We start from the raw sequence: 23,471 nt of genomic DNA, 5'->3' as shown, positions 1-23,471 counted from the left end.
GGTGCCCTTCAGCCACGGCGAGGCGGCTCATGCTTCCTTCGGCGTCGCCCGCACGAGCCGGTCCAGCGCGTCCTGCAGGGCTTCGACGTCCTTCGCCCACGCCAAGACCACCGTGCCGTCCGCCAGCTCGACCGGGAGCGAGTCGTACTTGCGCGGCACCGTCCAGCCGCCGCCCAGCACCCGCGCCCCCACCGGGACCCCCACGTCCGTCACCGAGGCCAGCTGGTCCGCCGGGACCTTCTCGCGACCCTGGCGCAGCTGCGTCGTCGTCACTTCCAGCGAGAGGAACCGGCGGCGCGCGTACACCCACGGCACCGTGATCACGCACAGCCCGAACCCGACCATCAGCCAGCCCACCACGTGCACCGGCCCGCCCGTGACCAGCTCCGCCAACGCGCCGAGCAGCGCGAACACCGGGCCCCACACGAGGGCGGCCCAGCTCACGCCGGACTCCGCGTAGAGCCGGTCGCTCACGGCTTGCTGCCGGCCTTCGGGAAGAAGTCGCGCACCGACGGCAGGTACATCAGGACCAGCGCGATCACGAACAGCAGCGCCGCGACGACCGACGGCACGTTGCTGAACAGCGCGAACTGGAACAGCACGCACGCGATCGCGAGCCACGTCAGCACCGTGCGCGCCGAGCGGGTGCCTTCGCGGGCCTTGTACGCGAACAGCGCCATCAGCAGTGCGAACACCACCGCCCCGACGAACAGCACCCAGACCAGCGTGGTGGTGCCGCTCGCCACCGCCGCCGCGTCGAACTGGCGGCCCGCCTCGCGGTTCTGCTTGATCAGCTGGTCGATCAGCTGCTGCTTGAGGACCAGGGTGAGCACCTGGCCGCCGATCAGCACGAGACCGCCGGCGACCCAGAACCAGAAGGACACCCGCACGGGTCCGGGCGGGGCCACCTGCGTCGCGACCTGGCCCGGCAGCAGCGGGTCCGGCGAGCGGCCCAGTTTGCGCCGTTCGTCGTCGGTCAGACCCGTCAGGTCCTCTTTGTCGTCCACGGGGGGACTCTAATACGTCAGTCCAGCCAGGCAGCGGCCTCGGCGGCCCAGTACGTGAGGATCAGGTCGGCACCCGCGCGGCGGATCGAAGTAAGCACCTCGAGGACGGTCCGTTCGCGGTCCAGCCAGCCGTTCGCCGCGGCGGCCTCGACCATCGCGTACTCGCCCGAGATGTTGTACGCCGCCACCGGGACCGGGGAGATGTCGGCGGCCGCCTTGATGACGTCCAAATAGGACAGCGCGGGCTTGACCATGACCATGTCCGCGCCCTCGGCGAGGTCCAGCTCGATCTCGCGCAGCGCCTCACGGCCGTTGCCCGGGTCCTGCTGGTAGGTCTTGCGGTCGCCCTTGAGCTGCGAGTCGACGGCCTCGCGGAAGGGGCCGTAGAACGCGCTGGCGTACTTCGCGGAGTAGGCGAGGATCGCCTTGTCGCTGTGCCCGACCTCGTCGAGCGCGCGGCGGATGACGCCGATCTGGCCGTCCATCATCCCGGACGGCCCGAGCACGTGCGCCCCGGCTTCGGCCTGCGCGACGGCCATCTCGGCGTAGAGGCGCAGGGTGGCGTCGTTGTCGACCCCGCCGTCGGCGTCCAGGACGCCGCAGTGGCCGTGGTCGGTGAACTCGTCGAGGCAGGTGTCGGCCATCAGCACGGTGGCGTCGCCCAGCTCGTGGCGCAGGTCGCGCAGCGCGACGTTGAGGATGCCGTTCTCGTCGACCGCGCCGGAACCCTCGGCGTCGCGCGTGGCCGGGACGCCGAACAGCATCAGCCCGCCGACGCCGGCGTTGACCGCGTCGACGGCGGCCTTCCGCAGCGTGTCCCGGGTGTGCTGGAAGACGCCGGGCATGCTCGCGATCGCCTTCGGCTGGTCGAGGCCTTCGGCGACGAACATCGGGAGGATCAGCTGGCGTGGCCGCAGCGTCGTCTCACCCACCAGCCTGCGCATGGCCGGGGTGGTGCGGAGCCTGCGGGGACGATGCTCTGGGAACACCCCTCCAAGTTACCCCCGCCCTGCTCGGCGGAGTTCCGTAAGGGTGCTCAGCGGCCCGCCGGGACCGGTCAGCGGGCGGTCGGCGACACGCGGGCCCGAATGCACTGAACGACTCGTTCATGTCATCAGGCGACATGAACGAGTCGTTCAGTACGTCGGACTTCAGGAGCGGCGGGCCCGCTTCGCCTTGCGCGGCGGCGGCAGCGCACCCTCGGCGCGCAGCCGGGCAGCGTGCTCGGCGAGAGCGTCCACCAGGTGCGGCACGTCGGCCTTCTCCGGCTGGACGTCGACCCGGAGCCCGAACTCGACCGCGGTCTCCGCGGTCTTCGGGCCGATGCACGCGACCAGCGTGCGGGTGTGCGGCTTGCCGGCGATGCCGACGAGGTTCCGCACGGTCGAGGACGAGGTGAAGCAGACCGCGTCGAAGCCGCCGGTCTTGATCATCTCGCGGGTCTCGGCGGGCGGCGGGGCGGCCCGGACGGTCCGGTAGGCCGTCACGTCGTCGATCTCCCAGCCGCGGTCGCGCAGGCCGGCCGACAGCGTCTCGGTGGCGATGTCAGCCCGCGGCAGCAGCACGCGGTCGACCGGGTCGAGCACGTCGTCGTACGGCGGGAACTCGGCCAGCAGGCCTTCCGACGACTGCTCGCCCGACGGGACCAGCTCCGGGATGATGCCGAACGAGCGCACCTTCGCCGCGGTCGATTCGCCGACGCAGGCGATCTTCACGCCGGAGAACGCGCGGGCGTCGAGCCCGAACTCCTCGAACTTCTCCCACACCGCGCGGACCGCGTTGGTGGAGGTGAAGACGATCCACTGGTAGCGGCCGTCGACCAGGCCCTTGACCGACCGCTCCATCTGCGCCGGGCTGCGGGGCGGCTCGACCGAAATCGTCGGCACCTCGTGCGACGTCGCGCCGTGGCCGCGCAGGCGCTCGGCCATCTCGCCGGCCTGCTCCTTGGTGCGCGGCACCAGGACCTTCCAGCCGTACAGCGCGCGCGACTCCCACCACGACAGCTTCGAGCGGTGCCCGGCGGCCTGGCCGATCGTGACGATCAGCGGCCCGACGAGCTCGCCCGCGTCGTTGGCGACCTTCTCGAGCGTGGTGTCGAGGGTGCGCTGGGTGTTGATGGTGCCGTTGGCGGTGACCGCGACCGGGGTGGACGACGGGACGCCGTTGCCGGTCAGGGCCGAAGCGGCCTCGGCCAGGTGCGCCGACGACGCGTGCAGCACCAGCGGGCCGGGCGAGGCGGCCAGGGCCGCCCAGTCGACGTCGCCGCGGACGTCGACCTCGGTGTGCGTGCCGCCCAGCGCGACGCCCGCGTACGCCGGGACGGCCGCGGCCGGCGACACACCCGGGATGACGTCGAACACGGCGCTCGTGCGCGCGACCGCCTGCACCTCGGCCACCACGGCCGGGGTGGTCAGCGGGTCGCCCGCCACCAGGCGCAGCACGAGCCGGCCGGCCTTGGCCTCGGCGGTGAGGTCCTTGGCGACCTCGGCGGCCTCGCCGACGGCGGGCCGGACCTCGGCGCCCTCGGCGGCCATGGCCAGCACCGCCTGGGGGACGTCGGGGTCGGTCACCACGACCTCGGCCTTGGTCAGCAGCTCCTGGGCACGGACCGTGAGCAGGCCGGCGTCGCCGGGGCCGGAGCCCACGAACGCTACGCGCCCGGTGGTCTTTCGCGCGGGGGTCATCTGTGCGTTTCTCCTCTTGCGGCGGCCGTGCGGGATCGCACGGACGCAGGTCTCCTACACGTCTTTTCGGAAGCGCTCGCGAGAGCGCTACTGAGCGGGTCCGGAGAGGGCTCCGGCTCCGAGGTCCAGCAGCTCGGCGGCCAGGTCCTTGCCCAGCTGGGCGGCCTGGTCCTTGTCGGCCAGCGCGGAGGCCCGGACCATGTCCACCGCGCCGTTCTCGCCGTCGACCGCGGCGGTGCCGCGCAGCGAGATCCGTTCCACGACCTTGCCGTCGGCGTCGAGATCTTCGACGATCTCGGCGAGCGCGCCCACCGGCGCGCTGCACCCCGCCTCGAGCGCGGCCAGCAGGGCCCGCTCGGCCGTCACCGCGACCCGCGTGCCCTCGTCGTCCACTGTGGACGCGAGCAGCTGCTCGATGTCCACGTCCGCGGACCGGCACTCCACCGCCAGCGCGCCCTGGGCGGGCGCCGGCAGCATCTGGATCGGGTCGAGGGTCTCGGTGATCGCCTCGACCAGACCGACCCTGGCCAGTCCGGCACGCGCGAGCACCACGGCATCGAGCTCGCCGTCGGTCACCTTGCGCATGCGGGTGTCGATATTGCCGCGAATCGGCACGATTTCCAAACCGAGACCCAGCGCACGCAGCTGCGCGGTCCGCCGGGCGGCGCCCGTGCCCACCGTCGAACCCGGCGGCAGCTCGCCCAGGGTCAGCCCGTCGCGCGCGATCAGGGCGTCCCGCGGGTCCTCGCGCGGCGGCACGGCGGCGAGCGTGATGCCCGGCTCCGGCGCGGTCGGCAGGTCCTTGTACGAGTGGACGATGACGTCGACATCGCCGCGCAGCAGGGCTTCCCGCAGCGCGGAGGTGAAGACGCCGACGCCGATCGTCGCGATCGGCGCCATCGACTTGTCACCGGGGGTGGTCACCTTGACGATCTCGACCTCGACGCCGGTGGCGCGCAGGGCGTCGGCGACGGTCCCGGTCTGGGTGAGCGCGAGCTTCGAACCGCGCGTACCCATGCGAATGACTCTGGTCACTGCTACTTCTTCTCTGGTGGGGGCTTCGGGCTCGCCACCGCGGCGGGTGCCTGCGGGTCGAGGCAGAACAGTTCTCGCAACGCGTTCGCGTAGTCGGTGTCGGCCGTCTCGGCGGCCAGCTGCTTGACCCGCACCGTCGGCGCGTGCAGCAGCTTGTCGACCACCCGGCGGACCGTGCGGCCGACCTCTTCGCGGACCGCGCCGTCCAGTTCGGGCAGGCGGTTGTCCAGCCGGAGCAGCTCGGCGTCGACGACCTCGGCGGCGCGGCGGCGCAACGCCGTCACGGTCGGGGTCACCTCGGCGCTGCGCTGCCCGGCGAGGTAGTCGCGGACCTCGTCGAGGACGATCCCGGTCGCCTTGGCCGTCTGGCGTTCGGTGGTCGGGGTGCCGGCTTCGCGCATCCGGCGCTGCACGGTGGCCAGGTCGACGACGCGGGTGTCGGCGAGCTCGCCGACCTCGGGGTCGACGTCGCGGGGCAGGCCGAGGTCGCAGACGACCAGGGCGCGACCGCCGCGCGGCAGCACGTGCTCTCGCGTGAAGACGGCGTCCTGGGCGCCGGTGCAGCAGATAACGACGTCGGCGTCGCGGACGGCGTCGGCGACGTGCGACAGCGGGATCGCGCGGGCCGGCACGCCCTGCTCGGTGACGTTCGCGGCGAGCCGGCGGGCGCGGGCGTCGGTGCGGTTGGCGACGGTGATCTCGCCGATCCCGGCCTTGCGCAGCTGGGACGCGCTCAGCGCGCCCATCGAGCCGGCGCCGACGATGACGGCGTGCTTGCCGGCGACGTCCCCGGCCGCGGCGAGCGCCTCGGACACGACCGACGCGCCGAGCTGGTCGAGCCCGGTCTCGGAGTGGACGCGCTTGCCGACGCGCAGCGTGGTCTGGATCAGCTCGTGCAGCGTGCGGCCGACGGTGCCGGCCTCGCGCGCGGTGGCGTAGGCGGACCGGATCTGGCCGAGGATCTGCGTCTCGCCGACGACCATCGAGTCCAGGCCCGAGGTGACCGAGAAGAGGTGCTCGACCGCGGCGCCGGCGTAGTGCACGTACAGGCTGTCGTAGAGCTCGGCGGTTTCCATCCCGGCCTGGCGGGACAGCACGCGGGTGACGTCGTCGAGGCCGCCGTGGAAGGTCTCGACGACCGCGTAGACCTCGATCCGGTTGCACGTCGAGACGAGCATGACCTCACTGACGTGCTCGGCCTGCTGCAGTTCGTCGAGCACCTTGCCGATCTCCGGCGCGGGGATCGCGACGCGTTCGAGCGTGCTCAGCTCCGCACTCCGGTGCGAGAGACCGACCGCCAACACGCTCATGAGCGCACCACCACTTCCCGTCCGCCGTCCGGACCCGAACCGTTCCGGCCGCCCTTGCCGACAGACCCATTGTCGGACGGCAGGCCCGCACCGGGTAATCCGGAATTGCCCTGATTGCCGGCGGCGTCATCCGCGCGGCGGGCCACGTGGAACGAGAGTATCTGCAGCTCCACGGCCAAATCCACTTTGCGGACCTCGATGTGAGCAGGAACCTGCAACACGACGGGGGCGAAGTTGAGGATGCACTGGACACCGCCCGCGACCAGCCGGTCACACACCGATTGCGCGGCGGTGGGCGGGGTGGCGATCACGCCGATGGAGATGCCGCGTTCGGCGCAGATCCGCGGGATGTCGTCCATGTGCGACACGGGGAGGCCGCCGACGGGCACGCCGATCAGGTCCGCGTCCAGGTCGAACAGGGCCTCGACCGGGAAACCGCGCCCCGGGAAGCCGCCGTAGTTGGCCAGCGCGTGCCCGAGGTTGCCGATCCCGACCACGGCCACCTTGTGCTGCCGGGTCAGGCCCAGGATGCGCTCGATCTGGCTGACCAGGACGCTGACCTCGTAGCCGACGCCGCGGGTGCCGTACGACCCGAGGTAGGAGAGGTCTTTGCGCAATTTCGCGGAATTGACCCCGGCGGCTTGCGAGAGCTCTTCGCTCGAAACGGTCGTCGCGCCCTGTTCCGACATCCCGGACAGCACCCGGAGGTAGACGGCGAGGCGGGCGACGGCGGCTTCCGGGATGGACTTCGCCCGGACGGCCTCGGGGGCATCCCCGTTGCGCCCGGCCGGGACGGCCGGCATTTCGGCGGTGGGGGCGTTGTCGGCGTCCGGGGTGGCCGGCCGGCGTGGCCGGCGCGGGGCCCGGCCCGGGGAGTCCGCCGCGTCGCGCCTCCCCCGCTGTGTCACCACGCCGTCGTCTCCTGCCCGCTGTCCGAAATGAAGCTGTGCGCCCGGCGGCCATCGCCACGGCCGTTCCGAACTGTGTCTTGACCCAGGGCACGAGGTCCGGTTCGATGCGGACCGCCCGGGGGCGATGGTCCTACGGTAGACCACTTGTGAACGCACGCACAAAGTCACTGGTCGGAGGCGGTTCAGGGGTGGCCACGATCATGACGCGGTGTCAGAATCCTTGCCCGCCAGGCACTTCCGCCCACCGGCGCGCGCCGGGCGTGATCGCGGACCCGCACCGGCGGCGCGGCAGGCGGGCCACCGGGCGCGGTGAACGGCTTCGGCGGGCTGGTCGCCGTCAGCTCGCGTCGAGGCTCACCGAGTGCCAGCCGGTCGCACCGTCCGGGACCGGGTCCGCGCGGTTCTCCGTCTGCGTGTAGCCGTCCTGGTCGGTCGCCCGGACGAACGCCTGGTGCGTCCCCTTCGGCACGTCCAGCTCGATCCACCACATGCGCCAGGTGTCCTTGCTCACCTCGGCCGACAGCACCGCGGGCTGCCACGCGCCCTGGTCCAGCCGGACCTCGACCTTCGCGATGCCCGTGTGCTGCGCCCACGCCGTCCCGGCCAGCCGGACCTTGCCCGCGCTGACCTTCGCGAAGCCGGTCGGGGTGTCGATGCGGGACTCCGTCTTGATCGGCGCCTGCTCGGCCCAGCCGCGGCTGAGCCAGTACGCCTGCCGGTCGTCCCACTTCGCGAACTCCAGCGACTCGACCCACTTCGTCGCGGACACGTACCCGTACAACCCCGGGATCACGATCCGCGCCGGGAAGCCGTGCTCGATCGGCAGCGGCTCGCCGTTCATGCCGATCGCCAGCATCGCGCCGCGCTGCGGGTCCAGCGCCACGTTCGCCGGGGTGCCGCACGTCCAGCCGTCGACGCTGGTCGCGTACATCTGCTCGGCGCTCGCGTGCACGCCCGCCTCGTCGAGCAGGTCGACGAGGTCGACGCCGAGCCAGGTCGCGTTCGAGATCAGCGGGCCGCCGACCTCGTTGGACACGCACGTCAGCGTGACGCGCCGCTCGACCAGCGGCCGGTTGCGGATGTCGGCGTAGGAGAAGGTCACCTCGCGATCGACCATCCCGTGGATCTTCAGGCTCCAGTCCTCGGTGCGGATCTGCGGGACGACCAGCGCGGTGTCGATGCGGTAGAAGTCGCCGTTCGGCGTGATGAACGGCGGTGAGCCGAGCTTCGCGAAGTCGGCGTCCGCGGGCAGTGCCGGCGCGGTCCGCGCGGGGACGAGCGGCCCGACGGCGGCCCGCGAGTCCTCGGCGTTCGAGCTGGTCCCGGCCACCTGCCCGACGACGGCGGCTACCCCCGAGCCCGCGACGACCCCGACGCCGGCCCGGAGGAACTTCCGCCGGTCGAACCCGCGGTCGTGGACGACGTCCGGCGGCAGCGCCAGCCGGTGGAGCTGAGTGAACACCACCAGCCCGGCGACGAGCGCGGCGACCGGGGCGAGCAGCGAGACCTGCCCGAGGTCGCTGCGCGCGTACACGGTCGCGACGCCGGCGGCGCCGAGCACGAAGACGAGGACCTGCCCGGCGCGGGGTGTCCGGCGCGAGAGCTGCCCGGCCAGCAGCGCGAACAGCACGAGCACGACGGCCAGCCCGAGCTTGAGGACCGGCTTGTCCCACGTGCCCAGCGTCCGCTCGGCCCACTTCACGATCGGGGTCGGGCTGTGGTCGATGACGTAGTTGGCCACCGCGATGAACGGCGAGGCCGTGTAGCCGACGAACCCGGCGACCAGGTGCCCGACACCGAGGGCCGCGGCCAGCGCGAGCAGCCCGATGAGGGTCGCGACGGGCAGCGAAAGCCGCCGGGGCGCTTCGGGCGGCGCTTCCTGCAGAGTGCTCACGCCTCCATCTTCGGAGCGGAAGCGTGAAGCGGCTGCTCGATCCCCCTTACGAGCCGGTTACGGCTTCAGCCGAGCGCCTTCCGCAGCCGGTCCTCCTCGACGCGCCAGTACCCGTGCTCGGCGCCGTCGACCAGGATGACCGGGACGCGGTCGCCGTACTCCGCGCGCCACTCCGGGTCCGTGTCGACGTCCTCCGCGCGCCAGGGGACCCCCAGCTCGCCGCAGATCCGGGCGACCTCCGCCTCCGCGACCTCGCAGAGGTGGCAGCCGTCGCGGCCCATGACCGTCACTTCGTGCGCCATGCCGTCAGTCCTACCGCAACCGGACGCGGCGCAGCTTGCCGGTCGCCGAATGCGGCAGCGACTCGGCGAACTCGACCGCGTGCGGCACCTTGTACCCCGCGAGGTGGGCCGCGCAGTGGTCGACGACCTGCTGCTCCGACAGCGACGCCCCGGCCGTCGGCACCACGAACGCCTTCACCGCTTCGCCGCTTCGCTCGTCCACGACCCCGACGACCGCGGCTTCGGTCACCTCGGGCAGCTGCCCGATGACCTCCTCGACCTCGTGCGGGAAGACGTTGAAGCCGTTGACGATGATCAGGTCGTTGGCCCGGTCGACCAGGTGCAGGTCGCCGTCGACGTCGAGGTAGCCGACGTCGCCGGTGCGGAACCAGCCGTCGGCGTCCGGGCCGTGGCCGCCGTCGGGCCAGTAGCCGGAGAACAGGTTGGCGCCGCGGATCGACACCAGGCCGGTCTCGCCCTCGGCCTCGAAGACGTCGTCGACGTCGTCCGGGTCGAGCGGCACGGCCTGGTCGGTGCCGTCGCTGTCGACCAGCCGCAGCTCGATCCCGGGCAGCGGCCGCCCGACCGAACCCGGCTTCGGGTAGCCCGTGACCAGCGTCGACGTCACCACGGGCGCGCACTCGGTGAGCCCGTAGCCCTCGAAGACGTCCAGGCCGGTGGCCTCGCGGATCGCGCCGAGCACCTTGGGGTGCAGCGGCGCGGCTCCCGAGGTCATCCGCCGGACGGTCGTCAGCTTCGCGCGCAGCTCATCGGTGCCGAGCGCGGCGAACTCCGTGTACATCGTCGGGACGCCGGTGATCGTCGTGACGCCGTGCTCGGCGCAGTCGTCCAGCGTCCGCTGCGCCTCGAAGCGTTCGGACAGGACGGCGGTCGCGCCGACCTCGACCGCGTGCAGCAGGCCGGGGCCGAGGCCGTAGACGTGGAAGAGCGGGATGGTGATCAGCACGCGGTCGTCGTGCTCCAGCGCGCCCTCGACACCGCTGATCTGCGCCAGGTTCGCCAGCAGCGCGCGGTGCGACAGCATCACGCCGCGGGGCGGTCCGGTGGTGCCCGAGGTGTAGGAGACGACGGCGATGTCCTCGCCCGCGCGGCCCGCATCGACGGATTCGACTGCTCCATCCGGGTCGGATTCCGGAGTGAGACCCGTCACGCCGTCGGGGAGCTCCTCGTCGGCGTCGCGCGTGATGACAACCTTGGCACCGCTGTGCTCGAGGAGCTTCTCGAGCTCGGGTCCCGGCGCCTGCGGCGAGAGCGGCACGACGATCGCGCCGGCGCGCAGAGCGCCGAAGAACGCGACCACGAAGTCCACCGACGTCGGCAGCCGCAGCGCGACCCGGTCGCCGGGCTCGACACCCGCGTCCGCGAGCCGCCCGGCCTGCGCCTGGACCACGGCCTCGAGCTCGCGGTAGGACAGGCCGCGCCCGGTGCCGGTCTCGCGCACGGCCGGGTGGTCCGGCCACGTCGTCGCGGCCCGTGTGAGCAGCCCGCCGACCCCCGGCTGCGTCCCCTCTGGAGCACTCACGCGCGATCCACCTCTCCTCGCCCGGCCCAAACCGTTGCAAGTCTGTCATTCGGAGCGACGTCATGGGTGCTGACCGCGAGCGTCGCGTCTGCACAACCCCGGAGCCACTACCTACTTCGCGGTAACTACACGTATGCTGCACTGCGTCGTGGGGTGGTGTTGATCACCGCTACGACCGGAGAGAGGGAGTCGCCGTGACGAACTTGCTTGCCCACGAAGTCGTGGGGCACGCGAGCCGGCCGGCCCCTGCTCGCCGGGGTTCCGGGGGTACCGTGGCCCGCTGCTGGGCCAGCTTCGCCGCCGGAGGTGCCGCCCGATGACCGTGCCGACCGCCGTGAGCCGCGGGCCCGTCTTCATGTTCGCCGAGCGCGTGTTCGGACGCTCGGCGTCCGTGCCGGTGAGCAGGCAGGCGTCCGACGACGAACGCGCCGAAGCGGCGAAGGCCGAGGCGTGGGACCTCGTGCGCGCCGCGCAGGAGGGCGACACCTCCGCGTTCGGCCGGCTCTATGACCGCTACGTCGACGTCGTCTACCGGTACGTGCTGTTCCGGCTCGGCGACCGCGACCTGGCCGAGGACGTCACCAGCGAGACGTTCCTGCGCGCGCTGCGCCGGATCACGTCGGTGAGCTACCAGGGGCGTGACGTCGGCGCCTGGTTCGTCACCATCGCCCGCAACCTCGTGCTCGACCACGTGAAGTCGAGCCGGTTCCGCCTCGAGGTCGTCACCGACGAGGTGACCGAGCCGGGTTCGGCGCCGTTCAGCGTCGGCGCGAGCGTCCAGGCCGGTCCCGAGCAGGAGGCGATCAGCCGCGCGACCCGCACCGAGCTGCTGCGCTGCGTCGCCGAACTGGGCGATGACCAGCGGGAATGCATCATCCTGCGGTTCCTGCAGGGCCTGTCGGTGGCGGAGACGGCGCAGATCATGAACCGCAACGAGGGTGCGATCAAGGCGCTCCAGCACCGCGCCGTACGCCGATTGGCACAACTTCTGCCCACCGGATTGCGCTGATCCCGCGAACTTTTCGGTCCGTCGACCGGATCCGGTAACCCTGGCGGCTTCTTAATCGTTACTCCTGCCAGACCGGTGTCAGGACCGGTCAAGGCCCGAGATGGAGCTGCGCAGTGAGGTTTGCGCGTGAGCGAGCCGAGATCGATCGGTTCGCGCGTGCCCTGGAGCCGTCCCCGGTACGCCGGGACGGCGAGTTCGCCGACGAGCTGGCTCTCGTCGGCGCCCTGCGCGAACTCGGGGCGGCCGGGGCCCCGGACCTGGAAACCCGGCAGCGGATCCGCGCGGAGATCGCGGGCCGCCTGGAGACGGCGGTGGCCACCCCCGGTCGGAGGTGGCGGCCGCGGACCGCCGACCTGGTGGCCGCCGCGCTCTTCCTCTTCCTCGTCCTCTCCGGGCTGACGCTGGTGCTTTCCCGCAACGCGCTGCCGGGCGACCCGCTCTACGGCGTCAAGCGCGCCGGGGAGTCGACGGCGCTGGGCCTGACCTTCGGTGACGAGGCCAAGGCCCGCAAGCACCTGGAGTTCGCGACCAACCGCGTCACCGAGCTGGGCGAGCTGGCTTCGGAAGGCGCGAGCGACGCCGACTACCGGACGGCCTACGACGACTTCGCGGCCGATCTGAAGGCCGGCGTCGCCCAGATGGCGACCGTGGCGACCAGCGACGGCGGTGGCGCGCAGGCGCTGTCCGACGTCCGGCTGTGGGCCCGCAACCAGGAGGCGCGGCTCGCGGCGCTGCCGGCCGGCGCGGCTCCCGTGCTCGGCGAAGTCCGCGACCTGCTCGGCAAGGTCCAGGAGCGCACGAGCGGCCTGGCGGCGCGGATGAACTGCTACCAGATCACCACCGGGTCGTCCGACGACCTGGGCCTGATCCCGGCGACCGGCGAGTGCACGCAGCGGCCGGCACCGTCGTCCGGTGGCGAGCCGACGTCTTCGTCGCCCCAGTCGTCCACCGAGAGCACCGCCCCGGTGGCGACCGGCACGCAGCTGCCGCCGTCGAACGCCGCGTCGACGCCGGGCCTGCCCGCGCCGACCGGCGGGGTCACGCCGCCGCCGGTGTACGGCCAGGTGCCGACGACCACGCAGCCGCCGCCGGTGACCTCGACCACGCCGTCGCCGCCGCTGATTTCGATCCCGCCGCTGCTGCCGGGTCTGCCGCCCATCGTGATCGGCTGAGGTCCGGGCCACACCTGCGACGAAGCCGTGGGCGGCTCGCTACGCTGTGCGAAGGAGACGTGGAGGCGGTGTACGTGTCAGCTTGGCGTGGCAAGGACAGAAGTCAGGAGCTCGAACGGCTCGCCGCGCTGGCGGGCGAGGCGTCGGCCGAGGCCGCGCACGCCCTGTCCGAGCCCCCGGCCCCGCCCGCCCCGCCGGACCTGACCGCGGCCGCGTTCTTCGACGTCGACAACACGATGATGATGGGCGCGTCGATCTTCTACTTCGCCCGCGGGCTGGCGGCGCGCAAGTTCTTCACGTCGTCGGACCTGGCCGGTTTCGTCTGGGGCCAGGTCAAGTTCCGCCTCGGCGGCCGCGAGAACAAGGAAGACATCAAGACCCACCGCGAGCGCGCACTGTCCTTTGTGGCCGGACGCACGGTGGCCGAGCTGACGTCGATCAGCGAAGAGATCTACGACGAGCTGATGGCGGACAAGATCTGGTCCGGCACGCGCGCGCTGGCCCAGATGCACCTGGACGCGGGCCAGCGCGTCTGGCTGGTGACGGCAACCCCGATCGAGCTGGCGGCGATCATCTCCCGCCGGCTCGGACTGACCGGCGCGCTGGGAACGGTGGCCGAAACCCGCGACGGTGTGTACACGGGCCGCCTGGTCGGCGACCTCCTCCACGGCCGCGCGAAGGCCCACGCGGTGCGGGCGCTGGCGTCCCGCGAGGGACTGAACCTCAAGCGTTGCACGGCGTATTCGGACTCGGCCAACGACATCCCGATGCTGTCGGCGGTGGGCACCGCGGTGGCGGTGAACCCGGACGGCGGGTTGCGGGACGTGGCCCGGGCGCGCGGCTGGGAGATCCGCGACTTCCGGACCGGCCGCAAGGCCGCGAAGATCGGCGTCCCCTCAGTCCTGGGCGCCGGGGCGCTGGCCGGCGCGGTGGCGGCGGGAATGGCCTACCGCCGCCGCTGATCAGCCCCGGAAGACCGACTTCCGCTGCGAAAGCCGCTGGTACAGCGTCTGCTGGATCGACTCCCGCACCTGATCCGTCAGCTGGAACACCAGCATCGGGTCCTCCACCGCCTCCGGGCCGTAGGAATCCGTTGCGATCGGCGTCCCGAACTCGATGCTCCACTTCGTCGGCAGCGGGATCGCGCCCAGCAGCCCGAACATCGGGAAGAACGGCGTCACCGGGAAGTACGGCAGCCCGAGCATCCGCGCCAGGACCTTGATGTCGCCCAGCTTCGGGTAGATCTCCTCCGCGCCGATCACCGACACCGGGATGATCGGGACGCCCGCGCGCAGGGCCGCCGACACGAACCCGCCGCGGCCGAAGCGCTGCAGCTTGTACCGGGACGAGAACGGCTTGCCGACCCCCTTGAACCCCTCGGGCCACACGCCGACCAGCTCACCGCCGCGCAGGAGGCGTTCCGCGTCCGCGTTGCAGGCGAGCGTCTGGCCGGACTTGCGGGCGAACGACCCCACCAGCGGCACCTGGAACACCAGGTCCGCGCCGAGGCCGCGCAGGTGCCGGCCGCCCGTCTCGTCGTGGACGGCGACCGCCGTCATCAGCGAGTCGAGCGGGATCGTGCCGGAGTGGTTGGACACCAGGAGCGCGCCGCCTTCGAGCGGCAGGTTCTCGACGCCGTGGGTGTCGACGCGGAACCACTTCTTGTACAGCGCGCGCAGCGGCGGGAGGAACACCGCGTCGGTCAGCTCGGCGTCGAAGCCGAACTCGTCGACCGTGTAGTCGCCGGTCAGCCGGTCGCGGATGAAGCCGAGCGCCGAGCGCGCGGCGTCGGAGAGCGGCTCGGGTGTCTCCTCCCGCTCGGCGCCGGGGAAGGCGACGACGGGTGCGTCGACCCGCGCGGCTTCTTCCCGGCGGCCGCCCGGCTGAGCGGCCGGCTTCTCCCGGCCCGGTCCGTGCAGCGGGATGACCTGCGCTTCGGCACCGCCCACCGTCTCCGCCTCGCTTCCCAGGTCGTACGGCCTGCTCATCGGGACTGCCCCGTCGCCGCGGCGACGAGCACCTTGCCGGCCAGGCCCGCCAGCTTGCCGCCGTCGAGCACCGGCCTCAACCCGCGTCCGGCGATGTAGTCGTCGAACGCCTCACGCGTCGTCCACCGCGGGATGTAGCCGAACTCGTCCTTCAGCTTCGCGATGTCGACGACCCGGCCGAAGTTCAGCAGCCGGACCTGGTCGGCGGAAAAGTCCACGACGCGGGCGCCGCGCAGGACCTTGCCCACCGACGGCACCACGCTCCGCGGCATCGGCAGCTCGACCCGGCCCGCTCGCCGGATCGCCTGCGAGAGGGTGAGTACCCCCTCCGAGCCGACGTTGAACACGCCGGGTTTGTCGGTCAGGGTCGCGCGTTCCAGCACGGCCAGCGCGTCCGAAGAGTGCAGCAGCTGGATGCGGGCGTCGTAGCCGAAGACCGTCGGCACGACCGGCAGCGCGAAGTAGCGCGAAAGGACGGTGTCGGTCTCGGGGCCGATGATGTTGGCGAAGCGGAACAACGTCGTGGTGATGTCGGGCCGGCGCCGGACCAGGCCGCGCACGTACCCCTCCATCTCGACGGCGTCCTTCGCGTACCCGCTGGACGACGTCGGGATCAGCTCGGAGTCCTCGGTGAACACCGCCTGCGAGCGGGCGCCGGCGCCGTAGACCGCCGCCGTCGACTTGACCACCAGCTTCTTGACCAGCGGCGAGCGCTGGCACGCGGCGAGCAGCCGCATGGTGCCGATGACGTTGACTTCCTTGATGGCGGTGCGGCGCCCCGGCCCGGCGGGGTGCGCGGTGCACGACGCGTGCACGACAGTGTCCACTTCGGCCGTGCTGATCACCTTGGCGATCAGCGGGTTCCGGATGTCCGCGCGGACGAACTCGGCGTGGCCCATGCGCTGCAGCACCGTCTTGTCCGGCGCCACCGTGTCGACGCCGATGACCCGCTCGAAATCGGGGTTGTTGCCCAGCCGGGCGAGCAGTTTCCCGCCCAGTTCGCCGGCTACCCCGGTGACGAGCACGATGTTCGACGGCATGCGACTCCCTGCGGCGTAGGGCGTGGTGGGGGTGGACGATCACCCGGAGTGCGCGGGCCTGCACTCACTGGAAGCATCGCGCGGACACCGTTGAGATGTTACCGCTCTTCAGGGGTAGGCCCGGGGCGTCTTACGTGCTATTAACCGCTTTCCCCTCGGAAAGCGACGAACGCCTCACTCGAACGGGGGGAACCGGCCCACCACATGGACGTGGCCCGTCCAGAGACTGGACGGGCCACGGCTACGCACGGCTGGGTCTTACTTGCCGGCCTTACGACGCTGCACTCGCGTGCGGCGAAGCAGCTTGCGGTGCTTCTTCTTCGACATGCGCTTGCGGCGCTTCTTGATCACAGAGCCCATGGGCGCTCCTTAGGTCGTCGTCGGTCACGCTGCCCGGCGCAGCGTCCAACGGGTGGAGCGCACAGGCACGAGCGGTTTTCCAGGTTACCCGGCACCCGGTGCGCACCGGTCGGCGGGCACGTCGTAAGGCGACGTGCCGCCGGCCGCGGCGTGGATCACCCCACGTCGTAGTACGCGCCCTGGAGGTACTCGTGCACTGCTTTTTCCGGCACCCGGAAGGACTTCCCGACCCTGACGGCGGGCAGCTCACCCGAGTGCACGAGACGGTAGACGGTCATCTTGGAGACCCGCATCAGCGTGGCCACCTCGGCGACCGTCAGGAACTGGACCTGCCCGACAGCCGGCAGATCCTCCTTCTTGTTCGGCGACATGTTTACCGCGTCCTTCGACACGTGTCGCGCCACGAGGCTTCCCCACCTGTGGTATCGACACGCACGTGCTCTATCGAGAGTAGCGGGACTGGTGGGACTAATGCGACGCCTGTCACCGAGATGGGCTCCTACCAGCGCTAACGCACAGCCACCCGCGCGTGCAAGACCGCGGGAATCGCCCATTACGGCGAATCCGGGCGCGCGGTACCGGGTTCGAGGGGCAGCCGCAGGGCCCGGACGGTGAACGAGATCGCGTGGTACCACCCGCAGACGAGCAGCAGATCGAGGACACCGTCCTCGCCGACGGCGGTTTCGAGATCCGCCCAGGTACCGTCCGCCAGGTCGTGGGTGACGTGGAGTTCGTCGACGGCCTTCAGGATCGCGCGGTCCCCCGCGTCCCAGCAGACGTCATCCGGGCTGCCGGCGGCGAGCGAGCGGATCTGTTCTTCTCGGAGGCCGGCCTTCTCGGCGAAGGTCGCGATGTGGACGCCCCACTCGTAGTCGGCGCCGCAGAGCGCGGTCGTGCGGTCGATGACCAGCTCGCGCTGCCGGACGGTCAGGGCCGACTCCCGCGAGAAGTAGTACCGCCCCCAGCCCGCGACCCCTTTGGCCAGCTCCGGACGGCGGGCCCAGACGCGGAAGAGCGCGATCGGCGGGCCCAGCCGGTCGAGCGCTTCGGCGGTCTCGGCGTCGAACGGCGGCTTCAGGGGCGCGATCCGCGGCTGCTTCGATTTCAGAGGCATATCGGACACGCTAACATCGGCGCTTCGGAAAGGAAAGCAATGACGACGCCACTCCCTGGCCACCCGGTCCGCGGTTCGACGACGGGCCGCCCGATCATGGCGCTACTCGACCTGCTCGGCCGGCGGTGGACGCTGCGGATCCTCTGGGAGCTGCGCGACGACGAGCCGTTGACGTTCCGCGTGCTCCAGCAGCGCTGCGACGGGGTGTCGTCGAGCGTGCTGGCCACGCGGCTGCGTGAACTCGGCGAGGCGGACCTGGTCGGCCACGCCGAGGGCTACACCCTCACCGAGCAGGGTCGTTCGTTGTTCGGGACGCTCGTCCAGCTCGACGCGTGGGCGGCGGACTGGCGGCCGCGTCAGCCTTCGTGAGCCTTGCCCAGCTCCACGGACCGGTCCTTCGCGGCCTCGATGGCGGCGAGCAGCGCGGCGCGGACGCCGTGCTTCTCCAGCTCGCGGATGGCGTTGATGGTCGTCCCGGCGGGCGACGTCACGGCCTCGCGCAGCAGCACGGGGTGCTCCTCGGACTCGGCGAGCATCTTCGCCGCCCCGACGGCCGACTGGATGATCAGCTGCCCGGCGAGCGCGCGCGGCAGGCCGAGCAGGATCCCGGCGTCGATCATGGCCTCGACCAGGTAGAAGAAGTAGGCCGGCCCGGAGCCGGAGAGGGCGGTCACGGCGTCCTGCTGCGCCTCGGGCACCTCGACGACCTGCCCGACGTGCGAGAGCAGGTCCCGCACGACGGCGAGGTGCTCGGCGGTGGCGTGCCGGCCGGCGGAGATGGCGCTCATGGCCTCGTTGACCAGCATCGGCGTGTTCGGCATGACCCGCACGACGGGCACACCGTCCGCGAGCCGCCGCTCGTAGAGCGAGGTGGGCAGGCCGGCGCACAGCGAGACGACGAGCGAGTTCGGCCCGAGCAGCGGCGCGAGCTCATCGAGCACGGGCTCGATGTCCTGCGGCTTCACGGCGACGACGAGGACATCGGCCCGTTTGGCGGCGTCCTCGACTTCGACGCCCTGGATGCCGTAGCGCGCGGTGAGCTCTTCGACGCGCGCCGGGTACCGCTCGGTGAAGAGCAGGTCGCCCGGCTCGTGGCCGCCGTGCAGAAGCCCCGAGAGCAACGCCTCGCCGATCTTTCCCGCACCCAGCACCGCGATGACCGTCATGGCGTAAAGCGTGCCAAACGCGCCTCAGGAGCCTGGTGCCGGGGCGCGGGCGGAGGTCCCCGCCCTTGGGTGCCGCCGGGCGCTCCCGGTCCCGAATGACTCATTCCAGACCTCCGAAGACCCGAATGAGTCATTCGCGACGCCGGCCGGAGCCCCCGCCCGGCTGGCCGCGCCCGCACCCCGCCCGCGATGAACGACCCTTTCAGCGCGCCAGACGCGATGAAAGGGTCGTTCATGACATGCCGAAGGTCTCCGCTCCAGTGCCGGGGCGCGGGCGGAGGTCCGGTGGCCCGCCGGACGAGCCTCAGCCGCCCGGAGCCGGGGCGAGCCCCAGCTGCCGGGCCTGGCACACCAGCCGCCCCTGGGAGTCCACCACCGTGGCGTCCGAGTCGAACCACGACTCGTGCACCGACCGGGACTCCACCACCACCCGCAGCCACCCCGGCGCCGGCCGGGTCCGCAGCAACGCCGTCAACTGGACCGTCGGGGCCCAGCCGATGCGTCCCAGGTTCATCACCACCGGCGGGTTCACGTCCGACGCCAGCAGCGTGAAGTACGGGTCCACCAGCCCGTGCCGCGGCCGCACCCACAACCGCATCCGCGGCGGCTCGCCCGTGCGCCCGGCCAGGTAGCCCGCCGTCGCCGGGTCCAGCCGGACCTCGCACCCCTTGGCCAGGTTGAACGGCCCCTCCGTGCTCTCCGCCATCGCGATCGCGCCCGGGGACGGCTCGGCCGGCATCGACGGCACGTCCGTCCACTCCGGCCGCCGCAGCGGCAGCCGGCCGGTCGTCACGCGCGCCTCGACGCAGCTGCGGCCGCGCTGCTCCAGGCGGACCTCGACCACCGTCGCGCGGCGGCCGACCTTGCGGACGTCCGTGCGGAGCAGCACCGGGCCCAGCGCGGGCGCGTGCAGGAACTCCGCGCTGACCACCAGCGGCTCCGCGTGCGGCTCACCGCGCTCGTGGAGGGCGGCGATCGCCGCGCGGGCCAGCAGGGCCAGCAGGAAACCCCCGTGCGGGTGCGAGCCGATGGCCCACTCCGCACGCAGCACCGCGGTGAAGGTGCCGTCCCCCAGCGACCGCGCCGCACTCGCCGTGTCGAAGGACACGGCGGTGCCGTCCGTTCCGCTCACGAACGCGCCGTGCCAATGGGCAAATCCGGGCAGGTGACGATCAACGAGCGCGACGGTTTCACGGTCCGAACTTTACGTGTTCGACCCGGGTAAATGGACCCGGGACTAGTCGTGTCCGTGGTGAACGTGCGCAATTACTGCCCGAGGTGGAATCGCGCGAACAGCAATGCCTCCGCCAGATCACGGACCCGTTCGGCGCCGGTGACGGCGTGCCGCGTGTTGATCTCCAGCACGATCTGGCCGCCGAAACCGCTGCTGACCAGCTTCTCCAGCAGTTCGGCGCAGGGCTGGCCACCCCGCCCGGGCACCAGGTGTTCGTCCTTCGGGAGGCCGGTGCCGTCCGCCAGATGGACGTGTGAGAGCCCTTCGCCCATCCGCTCGGCCAGCGCGAGGGCGTCCATCCGGGCTGCCGCTGTGTGGGACAGGTCGAGCGTGTAGTGCCGGAAACCGACGTCCGTCGGGTCGATCGACGGCCGGAACGCGGAGACGCGCGAATTCTTCGAACCACCCGGCGGGCGCACCTTGAACATGTTCTCGACGGCGATTTCGATCCCGCTGGACTCCTCCAGCTCGTCGACGAGATCGCCGAAGGCGTCGCCGTAGCGCCGCTGCCACCGGAACGGCGGGTGCACGACGACGGTCCGCGCGCCGAGCTCCTGCGCGGCCTCGACGGACATCCGCAGCCGCACGACCGGGTCGGGCGACCAGATCCGCTGGGTGATCAGCAGTGACGGCGAGTGGATCGACAGCACCGGCACCCCGGTCCGGCGCGACCACCGGCGCAGGGCGCTGACGTCCTGGCTGACCGCGTCGGCCCACACCATGACCTCGACGCCGTCGTAGCCGAGCTCGGCGGCGAGCTCGAAGGCGGTCCCGGCCTTGAGGGGCCACACGGACGCCGTGCTGAGCCCGAGGGGGACCGGCTGCTCGTCTGTCACGCGCGCCATCCTGCCTCGTCACCTGACGACGGCTGAAGGGCACCTTCATCACATGTGACGGAGTGAAGGGCACCTTCCTCGCGTCACACGCGAGGAAGGTGCCCTTCCGCACACGTCAGCGGCCGACGAGCAGCAACGCCGCCGGCGAGACCGTCACGACCAGGCCGACCAGCACCGCGAGCACCGTCGTCTGCAGGTCTTCGGCGCGGCGGATCTTCCGCACGATCCAGACCAGCGCGACGACCACCAGCAGCGCCGCCACCAGCGCGGCGGCCGGGATGTTCACCCACAGCCAGTTGAAGCCGAGCCACACGGCCGCGCCGCCGACGACACCCATCGCCAGCTGGCCGGCCAGGGCCAGCCACGCCTTACCCGGCGAGGCCGTGGGCTCCGGCTCGGCGGCCGGCTCGGGCGCGTCGTCGTACTCGTCGTCCTCGTAGCCGTCGGCCTGCTCGTAGCCGTAGTCGTCCTGCTCGAAGTCCGGGCCGCCGTCGGGGTAGCCGTCGGCGAACTCGCGCTCGTACGGCGCCAGGTCGTCCGGGATCGGCGCCCGCGACGCCCGGTCGCCGGGCGCGAACGGCATCGGCGGCGGGTACGCCCCGGTGGGCGGCCCGGCGTCGTACGCGGCCTGGTAGCCGCTGCTCTCCGGTGCGAAGCCGTCGGGCTCGAAGTCGTCCTCGGGGTAGCCGTCGTCCGGGGACTCGGTGGGCACCACCGGCATGACGCCGATCTCGGTGTCCTCCAGCTGCTCCTTCTGGCGGCGCTTGCGCCAGTTCGCGAGCCCGCCCGGCGGCACCGGCTCGTCGGGCTTCGCCGGCGGGGCGGGCGGCGGCGGGGGCTGCTCGTGCGCGACCGCGTCGAACTGCTCGGTGTAGGCCTCCTGCTGCGGCTGCGGGCGGCGCGCCGGGCCCCGGCGCGGCCGGCCGGGCGCGGCCGGCGGCGTCGAGAACGTGCCGCCGGCCATCGGGGGCGGCGGGACGTCGACGTCGGCGTCCGGGGTGCCGTTGAGGCCGTCGAGCCGGGCCGACAGGGGCCCGCCGGACGGCGGCGGCGTGGGCAGCTGCTGGGACTGCTGCGGCGGCGGGACCGGCAGCTGCTGCGAGGGCGGCGCGGGCCGGCGCCGGACCGGCGGGACGGCCCCGCGGGTCTCGTCGGCCGCCGGCGGCGTCGGCAGCTGCTGGGACTGCTGCGGCGGCGGGGTCGGCAGCTGCTGCGACGGCTGCGGGGGCGGCGGCTGGCGCCGCGGCGCGCGCGGCGGCACGGGTAGCTGCGCCGACTCCTGCGGGCGCGAGAACTGCCCGGACTCCTGTGGCGGCCGGGTGAACTGGGTCGGCTCCTGCTGCGGCGGGCGCGCGTACTGGCCGGACTCGGCGCCGCCGGGCGCGGGCCGCGCGGGCGGGGGCGGCGGGACCGGCCGCGGCTGCGAGTCCTGCGGGACCGCGCGGGGCGCGGGCGGCGGCGGGGCGGGCGGTTCGGCGCGACGCCGTCCGGTGGGCCGGTTCGGCGGGGGCGGCGTGCCCTCGCCGGCGACCCGGTCGATGATCGCCTGCGGGCCGGTGTCGCCCACGCCCGGACGGCGGTGCGAACCCGTCGGCCCCGGGGTCTCCGGGGTGGCGGGCTCGTCGTCGTCATCGGCCGCGCGGCGGCGGCGACGGCGACCGCCGTCGACCTGGGCACCGTGCTGGGCGAGCAGCTCGGCCACGGTCTTCTGCGGCTGGTCGCCTCCGGTCTGGTCCGTCATACCTGGTCGTCCCCTGCGCGCTCTGGGTTCTCGGCACTCGGCGAAGCGGTACCTGACGGCACGCCGGCGGCGTCGCGCGCGCTGTACGCCGACCTCTGCATGTCCGTCACCTCTCCACCGTGCCCGTTGTCCGTCCGGGAAGTCCAGCCGCGTGCTTTCACCGGTCCTCCTGTGCGCCGAAGCGCGCCACGAGGGCGGCTCCAGTCTCATCCGCGCCGTTCGAATGGTCCAGCCGCCGCAGGATGACACCCTCTCGCAGAGCCCACGGGCAGATCTCGAGTTCGGCCAAACCGAGCGCCCGCATCGTGGCCTGCGCGACGAGCGCGCCCGCCACGAGCTGGTGCGACCGGCTCGAGCTGACGCCTTCGAGCTGCGCGAGATCGGCCGACGGCATCCGCGAGATGAAGGCCAGGAGCTGGCGCAACGCGGTGTCCGAGAGCGTACGTCGCACGCGCGGGCCCGCCGCCGAGGGGGCGGCGCCGGTCAGCCGGGCGAGCGACCGGAACGTCTTCGACGTCGCGACGACGCGGTCGGGTTCACCCCATTTGGTGACCTTCCGCGTGAGGTCGGTGAGCTGGTCGTCGAGCCACGCGGACGTGGCGACGAGCTCGGAGCGCGTCGGCGGGTCGTGCTTGAAGCGGGTGCGCGTGGTGCGGCCCGCGCCCAGCGGCAGCGATTCGGCCAGGACGGGCTCTTCGTCGCGGCCCATCGCGACCTCCAGCGAGCCGCCGCCGATGTCGAGCACGAGCAGCTGGCCGGCGGACCAGCCGTACCACCGCCGGACGGCGAGGAAGGTGAGCCGGGCTTCGTCGGTACCGGAGAGGACCTGCAGGTCGACGCCGGTCTTGTCGGCGACGCGGGCGAGGACCTTGGCGGAGTTCTTCGCTTCGCGGACGGCGGAAGTGGCGAAGGCCATGACTTCCTGGCAGCCGAGCCGCGCGGCGGCGTCCTTCGCGGATTCGACGGCGGTGACGAGGTCGTCGGCGCCGGCCTTGCTGAGCTCGCCGCTCGGGGTGAGCTGCTCGGCCAGGCGGAGCACGGACTTCTCGGAATGCATCGGCGTCGGGTGGGCGCCACGGTGGGCGTCGACCACGAGCAGGTGGACGGTGTTGGAACCGACGTCGAGTACCCCTAGGCGCACGGGGG

The 23,471-nt window shown here is 72.3% G+C and carries 24 protein-coding genes; 4 read left to right on the top strand and 20 right to left on the bottom strand.

All coding sequences use genetic code 11. The features are described from left to right. Positions 1-27: 27 nt before the first annotated feature. From BLV96_RS24310 to BLV96_RS24265, 10 genes are all read right to left on the bottom strand, one after another. On the bottom strand, positions 28-474 hold the full coding sequence (locus tag BLV96_RS24310; protein WP_086677852.1) for a hypothetical protein: 447 nt from the start codon (positions 472-474) through the stop codon (positions 28-30). Then, a complete protein-coding gene (locus BLV96_RS24305; RefSeq protein ID WP_086677851.1) occupies positions 471-1,007 on the bottom strand; it encodes a hypothetical protein in 537 nt (178 codons plus the stop codon). The genes BLV96_RS24310 and BLV96_RS24305 overlap by 4 nt, the downstream gene beginning before the upstream one ends. 17 nt (positions 1,008-1,024) lie before the next feature. Next, complete coding sequence (hemB, locus tag BLV96_RS24300; RefSeq protein WP_086677850.1) at positions 1,025-1,996, bottom strand: porphobilinogen synthase; 972 nt, start codon at positions 1,994-1,996, stop codon at positions 1,025-1,027. A 162-nt stretch (positions 1,997-2,158) separates the two neighbouring features. Then, complete coding sequence (locus BLV96_RS24295; RefSeq protein ID WP_086677849.1) at positions 2,159-3,691, bottom strand: bifunctional uroporphyrinogen-III C-methyltransferase/uroporphyrinogen-III synthase; 1,533 nt, start codon at positions 3,689-3,691, stop codon at positions 2,159-2,161. Between the two features lie 87 nt (positions 3,692-3,778). Next, positions 3,779-4,708, bottom strand: a complete 930-nt coding sequence (gene hemC, locus BLV96_RS24290) for a hydroxymethylbilane synthase (RefSeq protein ID WP_086677848.1) — start codon at positions 4,706-4,708, stop codon at positions 3,779-3,781. Positions 4,709-4,728: 20 nt separating this feature from the next. Then, positions 4,729-6,036, bottom strand: a complete 1,308-nt coding sequence (locus BLV96_RS24285) for a glutamyl-tRNA reductase (RefSeq protein WP_086677847.1) — start codon at positions 6,034-6,036, stop codon at positions 4,729-4,731. After that, positions 6,033-6,947, bottom strand: coding sequence for a redox-sensing transcriptional repressor Rex (locus BLV96_RS24280; protein ID WP_086677846.1), 915 nt, complete (start codon positions 6,945-6,947; stop codon positions 6,033-6,035). Before BLV96_RS24280 ends, BLV96_RS24285 begins: the two co-directional genes overlap by 4 nt. Before the next feature lie 337 nt (positions 6,948-7,284). Beyond that, positions 7,285-8,841: a molybdopterin-dependent oxidoreductase gene (locus BLV96_RS24275; protein ID WP_086677845.1), complete on the bottom strand. Its 1,557-nt coding sequence runs from the start codon at positions 8,839-8,841 to the stop codon at positions 7,285-7,287. Between the two features lie 65 nt (positions 8,842-8,906). Further along, positions 8,907-9,143, bottom strand: coding sequence for a glutaredoxin family protein (locus BLV96_RS24270; RefSeq protein WP_086677844.1), 237 nt, complete (start codon positions 9,141-9,143; stop codon positions 8,907-8,909). 10 nt (positions 9,144-9,153) lie between these two features. Next, positions 9,154-10,665 (bottom strand): long-chain-fatty-acid--CoA ligase, encoded by a 1,512-nt coding sequence (locus BLV96_RS24265; protein ID WP_086677843.1) that lies wholly within the window; start codon positions 10,663-10,665, stop codon positions 9,154-9,156. Positions 10,666-10,981: 316 nt separating this feature from the next. On the opposite strand from BLV96_RS24265, the gene BLV96_RS24260 reads away from it, so the two are divergent. The 3 genes from BLV96_RS24260 (at position 10,982) to BLV96_RS24250 (ending at position 13,808) form a co-directional block, all read left to right on the top strand. Next, entirely contained in the window at positions 10,982-11,674 is a 693-nt protein-coding gene (locus BLV96_RS24260; RefSeq protein WP_086677842.1) for a sigma-70 family RNA polymerase sigma factor, read from the top strand. A 113-nt stretch (positions 11,675-11,787) separates the two neighbouring features. Beyond that, on the top strand, positions 11,788-12,846 hold the full coding sequence (locus BLV96_RS24255; RefSeq protein WP_086677841.1) for a DUF5667 domain-containing protein: 1,059 nt from the start codon (positions 11,788-11,790) through the stop codon (positions 12,844-12,846). A gap of 74 nt (positions 12,847-12,920) precedes the next feature. Then, on the top strand, positions 12,921-13,808 hold the full coding sequence (locus BLV96_RS24250; RefSeq protein WP_244180432.1) for an HAD family hydrolase: 888 nt from the start codon (positions 12,921-12,923) through the stop codon (positions 13,806-13,808). Here BLV96_RS24250 and BLV96_RS24245 read toward each other — a convergent pair whose 3' ends face one another. The 5 genes from BLV96_RS24245 to BLV96_RS24225 all read right to left on the bottom strand — a co-directional run bounded on the left by BLV96_RS24245 (position 13,809) and on the right by BLV96_RS24225 (position 17,348). Next, positions 13,809-14,834, bottom strand: a complete 1,026-nt coding sequence (locus BLV96_RS24245; RefSeq protein WP_086677840.1) for a lysophospholipid acyltransferase family protein — start codon at positions 14,832-14,834, stop codon at positions 13,809-13,811. Continuing rightward, positions 14,831-15,874 (bottom strand): NAD-dependent epimerase/dehydratase family protein, encoded by a 1,044-nt coding sequence (locus tag BLV96_RS24240; protein ID WP_086677839.1) that lies wholly within the window; start codon positions 15,872-15,874, stop codon positions 14,831-14,833. Before BLV96_RS24240 ends, BLV96_RS24245 begins: the two co-directional genes overlap by 4 nt. 258 nt (positions 15,875-16,132) lie before the next feature. Beyond that, positions 16,133-16,234: a 30S ribosomal protein bS22 gene (locus tag BLV96_RS24235; protein WP_007030867.1), complete on the bottom strand. Its 102-nt coding sequence runs from the start codon at positions 16,232-16,234 to the stop codon at positions 16,133-16,135. A 155-nt stretch (positions 16,235-16,389) separates the two neighbouring features. After that, complete coding sequence (locus BLV96_RS24230; protein ID WP_013222402.1) at positions 16,390-16,605, bottom strand: helix-turn-helix domain-containing protein; 216 nt, start codon at positions 16,603-16,605, stop codon at positions 16,390-16,392. Between the two features lie 182 nt (positions 16,606-16,787). Further along, complete coding sequence (locus BLV96_RS24225; protein WP_086677838.1) at positions 16,788-17,348, bottom strand: carboxymuconolactone decarboxylase family protein; 561 nt, start codon at positions 17,346-17,348, stop codon at positions 16,788-16,790. A gap of 39 nt (positions 17,349-17,387) precedes the next feature. Here BLV96_RS24225 and BLV96_RS24220 point away from each other — a divergent pair, with 39 nt between their 5' ends. Further along, positions 17,388-17,717, top strand: coding sequence for a winged helix-turn-helix transcriptional regulator (locus tag BLV96_RS24220; RefSeq protein WP_086677837.1), 330 nt, complete (start codon positions 17,388-17,390; stop codon positions 17,715-17,717). On the opposite strand, the gene proC is transcribed toward BLV96_RS24220, so the two are convergent. From proC to BLV96_RS24195, 5 genes are all read right to left on the bottom strand, one after another. Then, positions 17,705-18,514: a pyrroline-5-carboxylate reductase gene (gene proC, locus BLV96_RS24215; protein WP_086677836.1), complete on the bottom strand. Its 810-nt coding sequence runs from the start codon at positions 18,512-18,514 to the stop codon at positions 17,705-17,707. The genes BLV96_RS24220 and proC overlap by 13 nt on opposite strands. A 304-nt stretch (positions 18,515-18,818) precedes the next feature. After that, entirely contained in the window at positions 18,819-19,646 is an 828-nt protein-coding gene (locus BLV96_RS24210; RefSeq protein WP_086685241.1) for a thioesterase family protein, read from the bottom strand. Between the two features lie 134 nt (positions 19,647-19,780). Continuing rightward, positions 19,781-20,593 carry a sugar phosphate isomerase/epimerase family protein gene (locus BLV96_RS24205; RefSeq protein WP_208608309.1) on the bottom strand — a complete coding sequence of 271 codons (813 nt, stop codon included), beginning with the start codon at positions 20,591-20,593 and terminating at the stop codon, positions 19,781-19,783. A 106-nt stretch (positions 20,594-20,699) separates the two neighbouring features. Further along, entirely contained in the window at positions 20,700-22,325 is a 1,626-nt protein-coding gene (locus BLV96_RS24200; protein WP_091389492.1) for a hypothetical protein, read from the bottom strand. 157 nt (positions 22,326-22,482) lie between these two features. Beyond that, positions 22,483-23,466, bottom strand: coding sequence for a Ppx/GppA family phosphatase (locus tag BLV96_RS24195; RefSeq protein ID WP_086680212.1), 984 nt, complete (start codon positions 23,464-23,466; stop codon positions 22,483-22,485). Between the last annotated feature and the right edge of the window lie 5 nt (positions 23,467-23,471).

It is taken from the genome of Amycolatopsis pretoriensis (assembly GCF_900107925.1).
In the GTDB taxonomy this organism is placed as follows: domain Bacteria; phylum Actinomycetota; class Actinomycetes; order Mycobacteriales; family Pseudonocardiaceae; genus Amycolatopsis; species Amycolatopsis pretoriensis.
The sequence above is the reverse complement of the archived record's forward strand: the minus strand, read 5'-3'. Positions and strand labels throughout refer to the sequence as shown.

Bases quoted from the DNA above. Each gene is read 5' to 3' on its own strand.
- BLV96_RS24260 (WP_086677842.1), top strand. From the start codon at position 10,982: ATGACCGTGCCGACCGCCGTGAGCCGCGGGCCCGTCTTCATGTTCGCC.
- BLV96_RS24240 (WP_086677839.1), bottom strand. From the start codon at position 15,874: ATGCCGTCGAACATCGTGCTCGTCACCGGGGTAGCCGGCGAACTGGGC.
- BLV96_RS24245 (WP_086677840.1), bottom strand. From the start codon at position 14,834: ATGAGCAGGCCGTACGACCTGGGAAGCGAGGCGGAGACGGTGGGCGGT.
- BLV96_RS24295 (WP_086677849.1), bottom strand. From the start codon at position 3,691: ATGACCCCCGCGCGAAAGACCACCGGGCGCGTAGCGTTCGTGGGCTCC.
- BLV96_RS24205 (WP_208608309.1), bottom strand. From the start codon at position 20,593: ATGGCGCGCGTGACAGACGAGCAGCCGGTCCCCCTCGGGCTCAGCACG.
- BLV96_RS24220 (WP_086677837.1), top strand. From the start codon at position 17,388: ATGACGACGCCACTCCCTGGCCACCCGGTCCGCGGTTCGACGACGGGC.
- BLV96_RS24200 (WP_091389492.1), bottom strand. From the start codon at position 22,325: ATGACGGACCAGACCGGAGGCGACCAGCCGCAGAAGACCGTGGCCGAG.
- BLV96_RS24225 (WP_086677838.1), bottom strand. From the start codon at position 17,348: ATGCCTCTGAAATCGAAGCAGCCGCGGATCGCGCCCCTGAAGCCGCCG.
- BLV96_RS24235 (WP_007030867.1), bottom strand. From the start codon at position 16,234: ATGGGCTCTGTGATCAAGAAGCGCCGCAAGCGCATGTCGAAGAAGAAG.
- proC (WP_086677836.1), bottom strand. From the start codon at position 18,514: ATGACGGTCATCGCGGTGCTGGGTGCGGGAAAGATCGGCGAGGCGTTG.
- BLV96_RS24270 (WP_086677844.1), bottom strand. From the start codon at position 9,143: ATGGCGCACGAAGTGACGGTCATGGGCCGCGACGGCTGCCACCTCTGC.
- BLV96_RS24230 (WP_013222402.1), bottom strand. From the start codon at position 16,605: ATGTCGCCGAACAAGAAGGAGGATCTGCCGGCTGTCGGGCAGGTCCAG.
- BLV96_RS24285 (WP_086677847.1), bottom strand. From the start codon at position 6,036: ATGAGCGTGTTGGCGGTCGGTCTCTCGCACCGGAGTGCGGAGCTGAGC.
- hemC (WP_086677848.1), bottom strand. From the start codon at position 4,708: ATGGGTACGCGCGGTTCGAAGCTCGCGCTCACCCAGACCGGGACCGTC.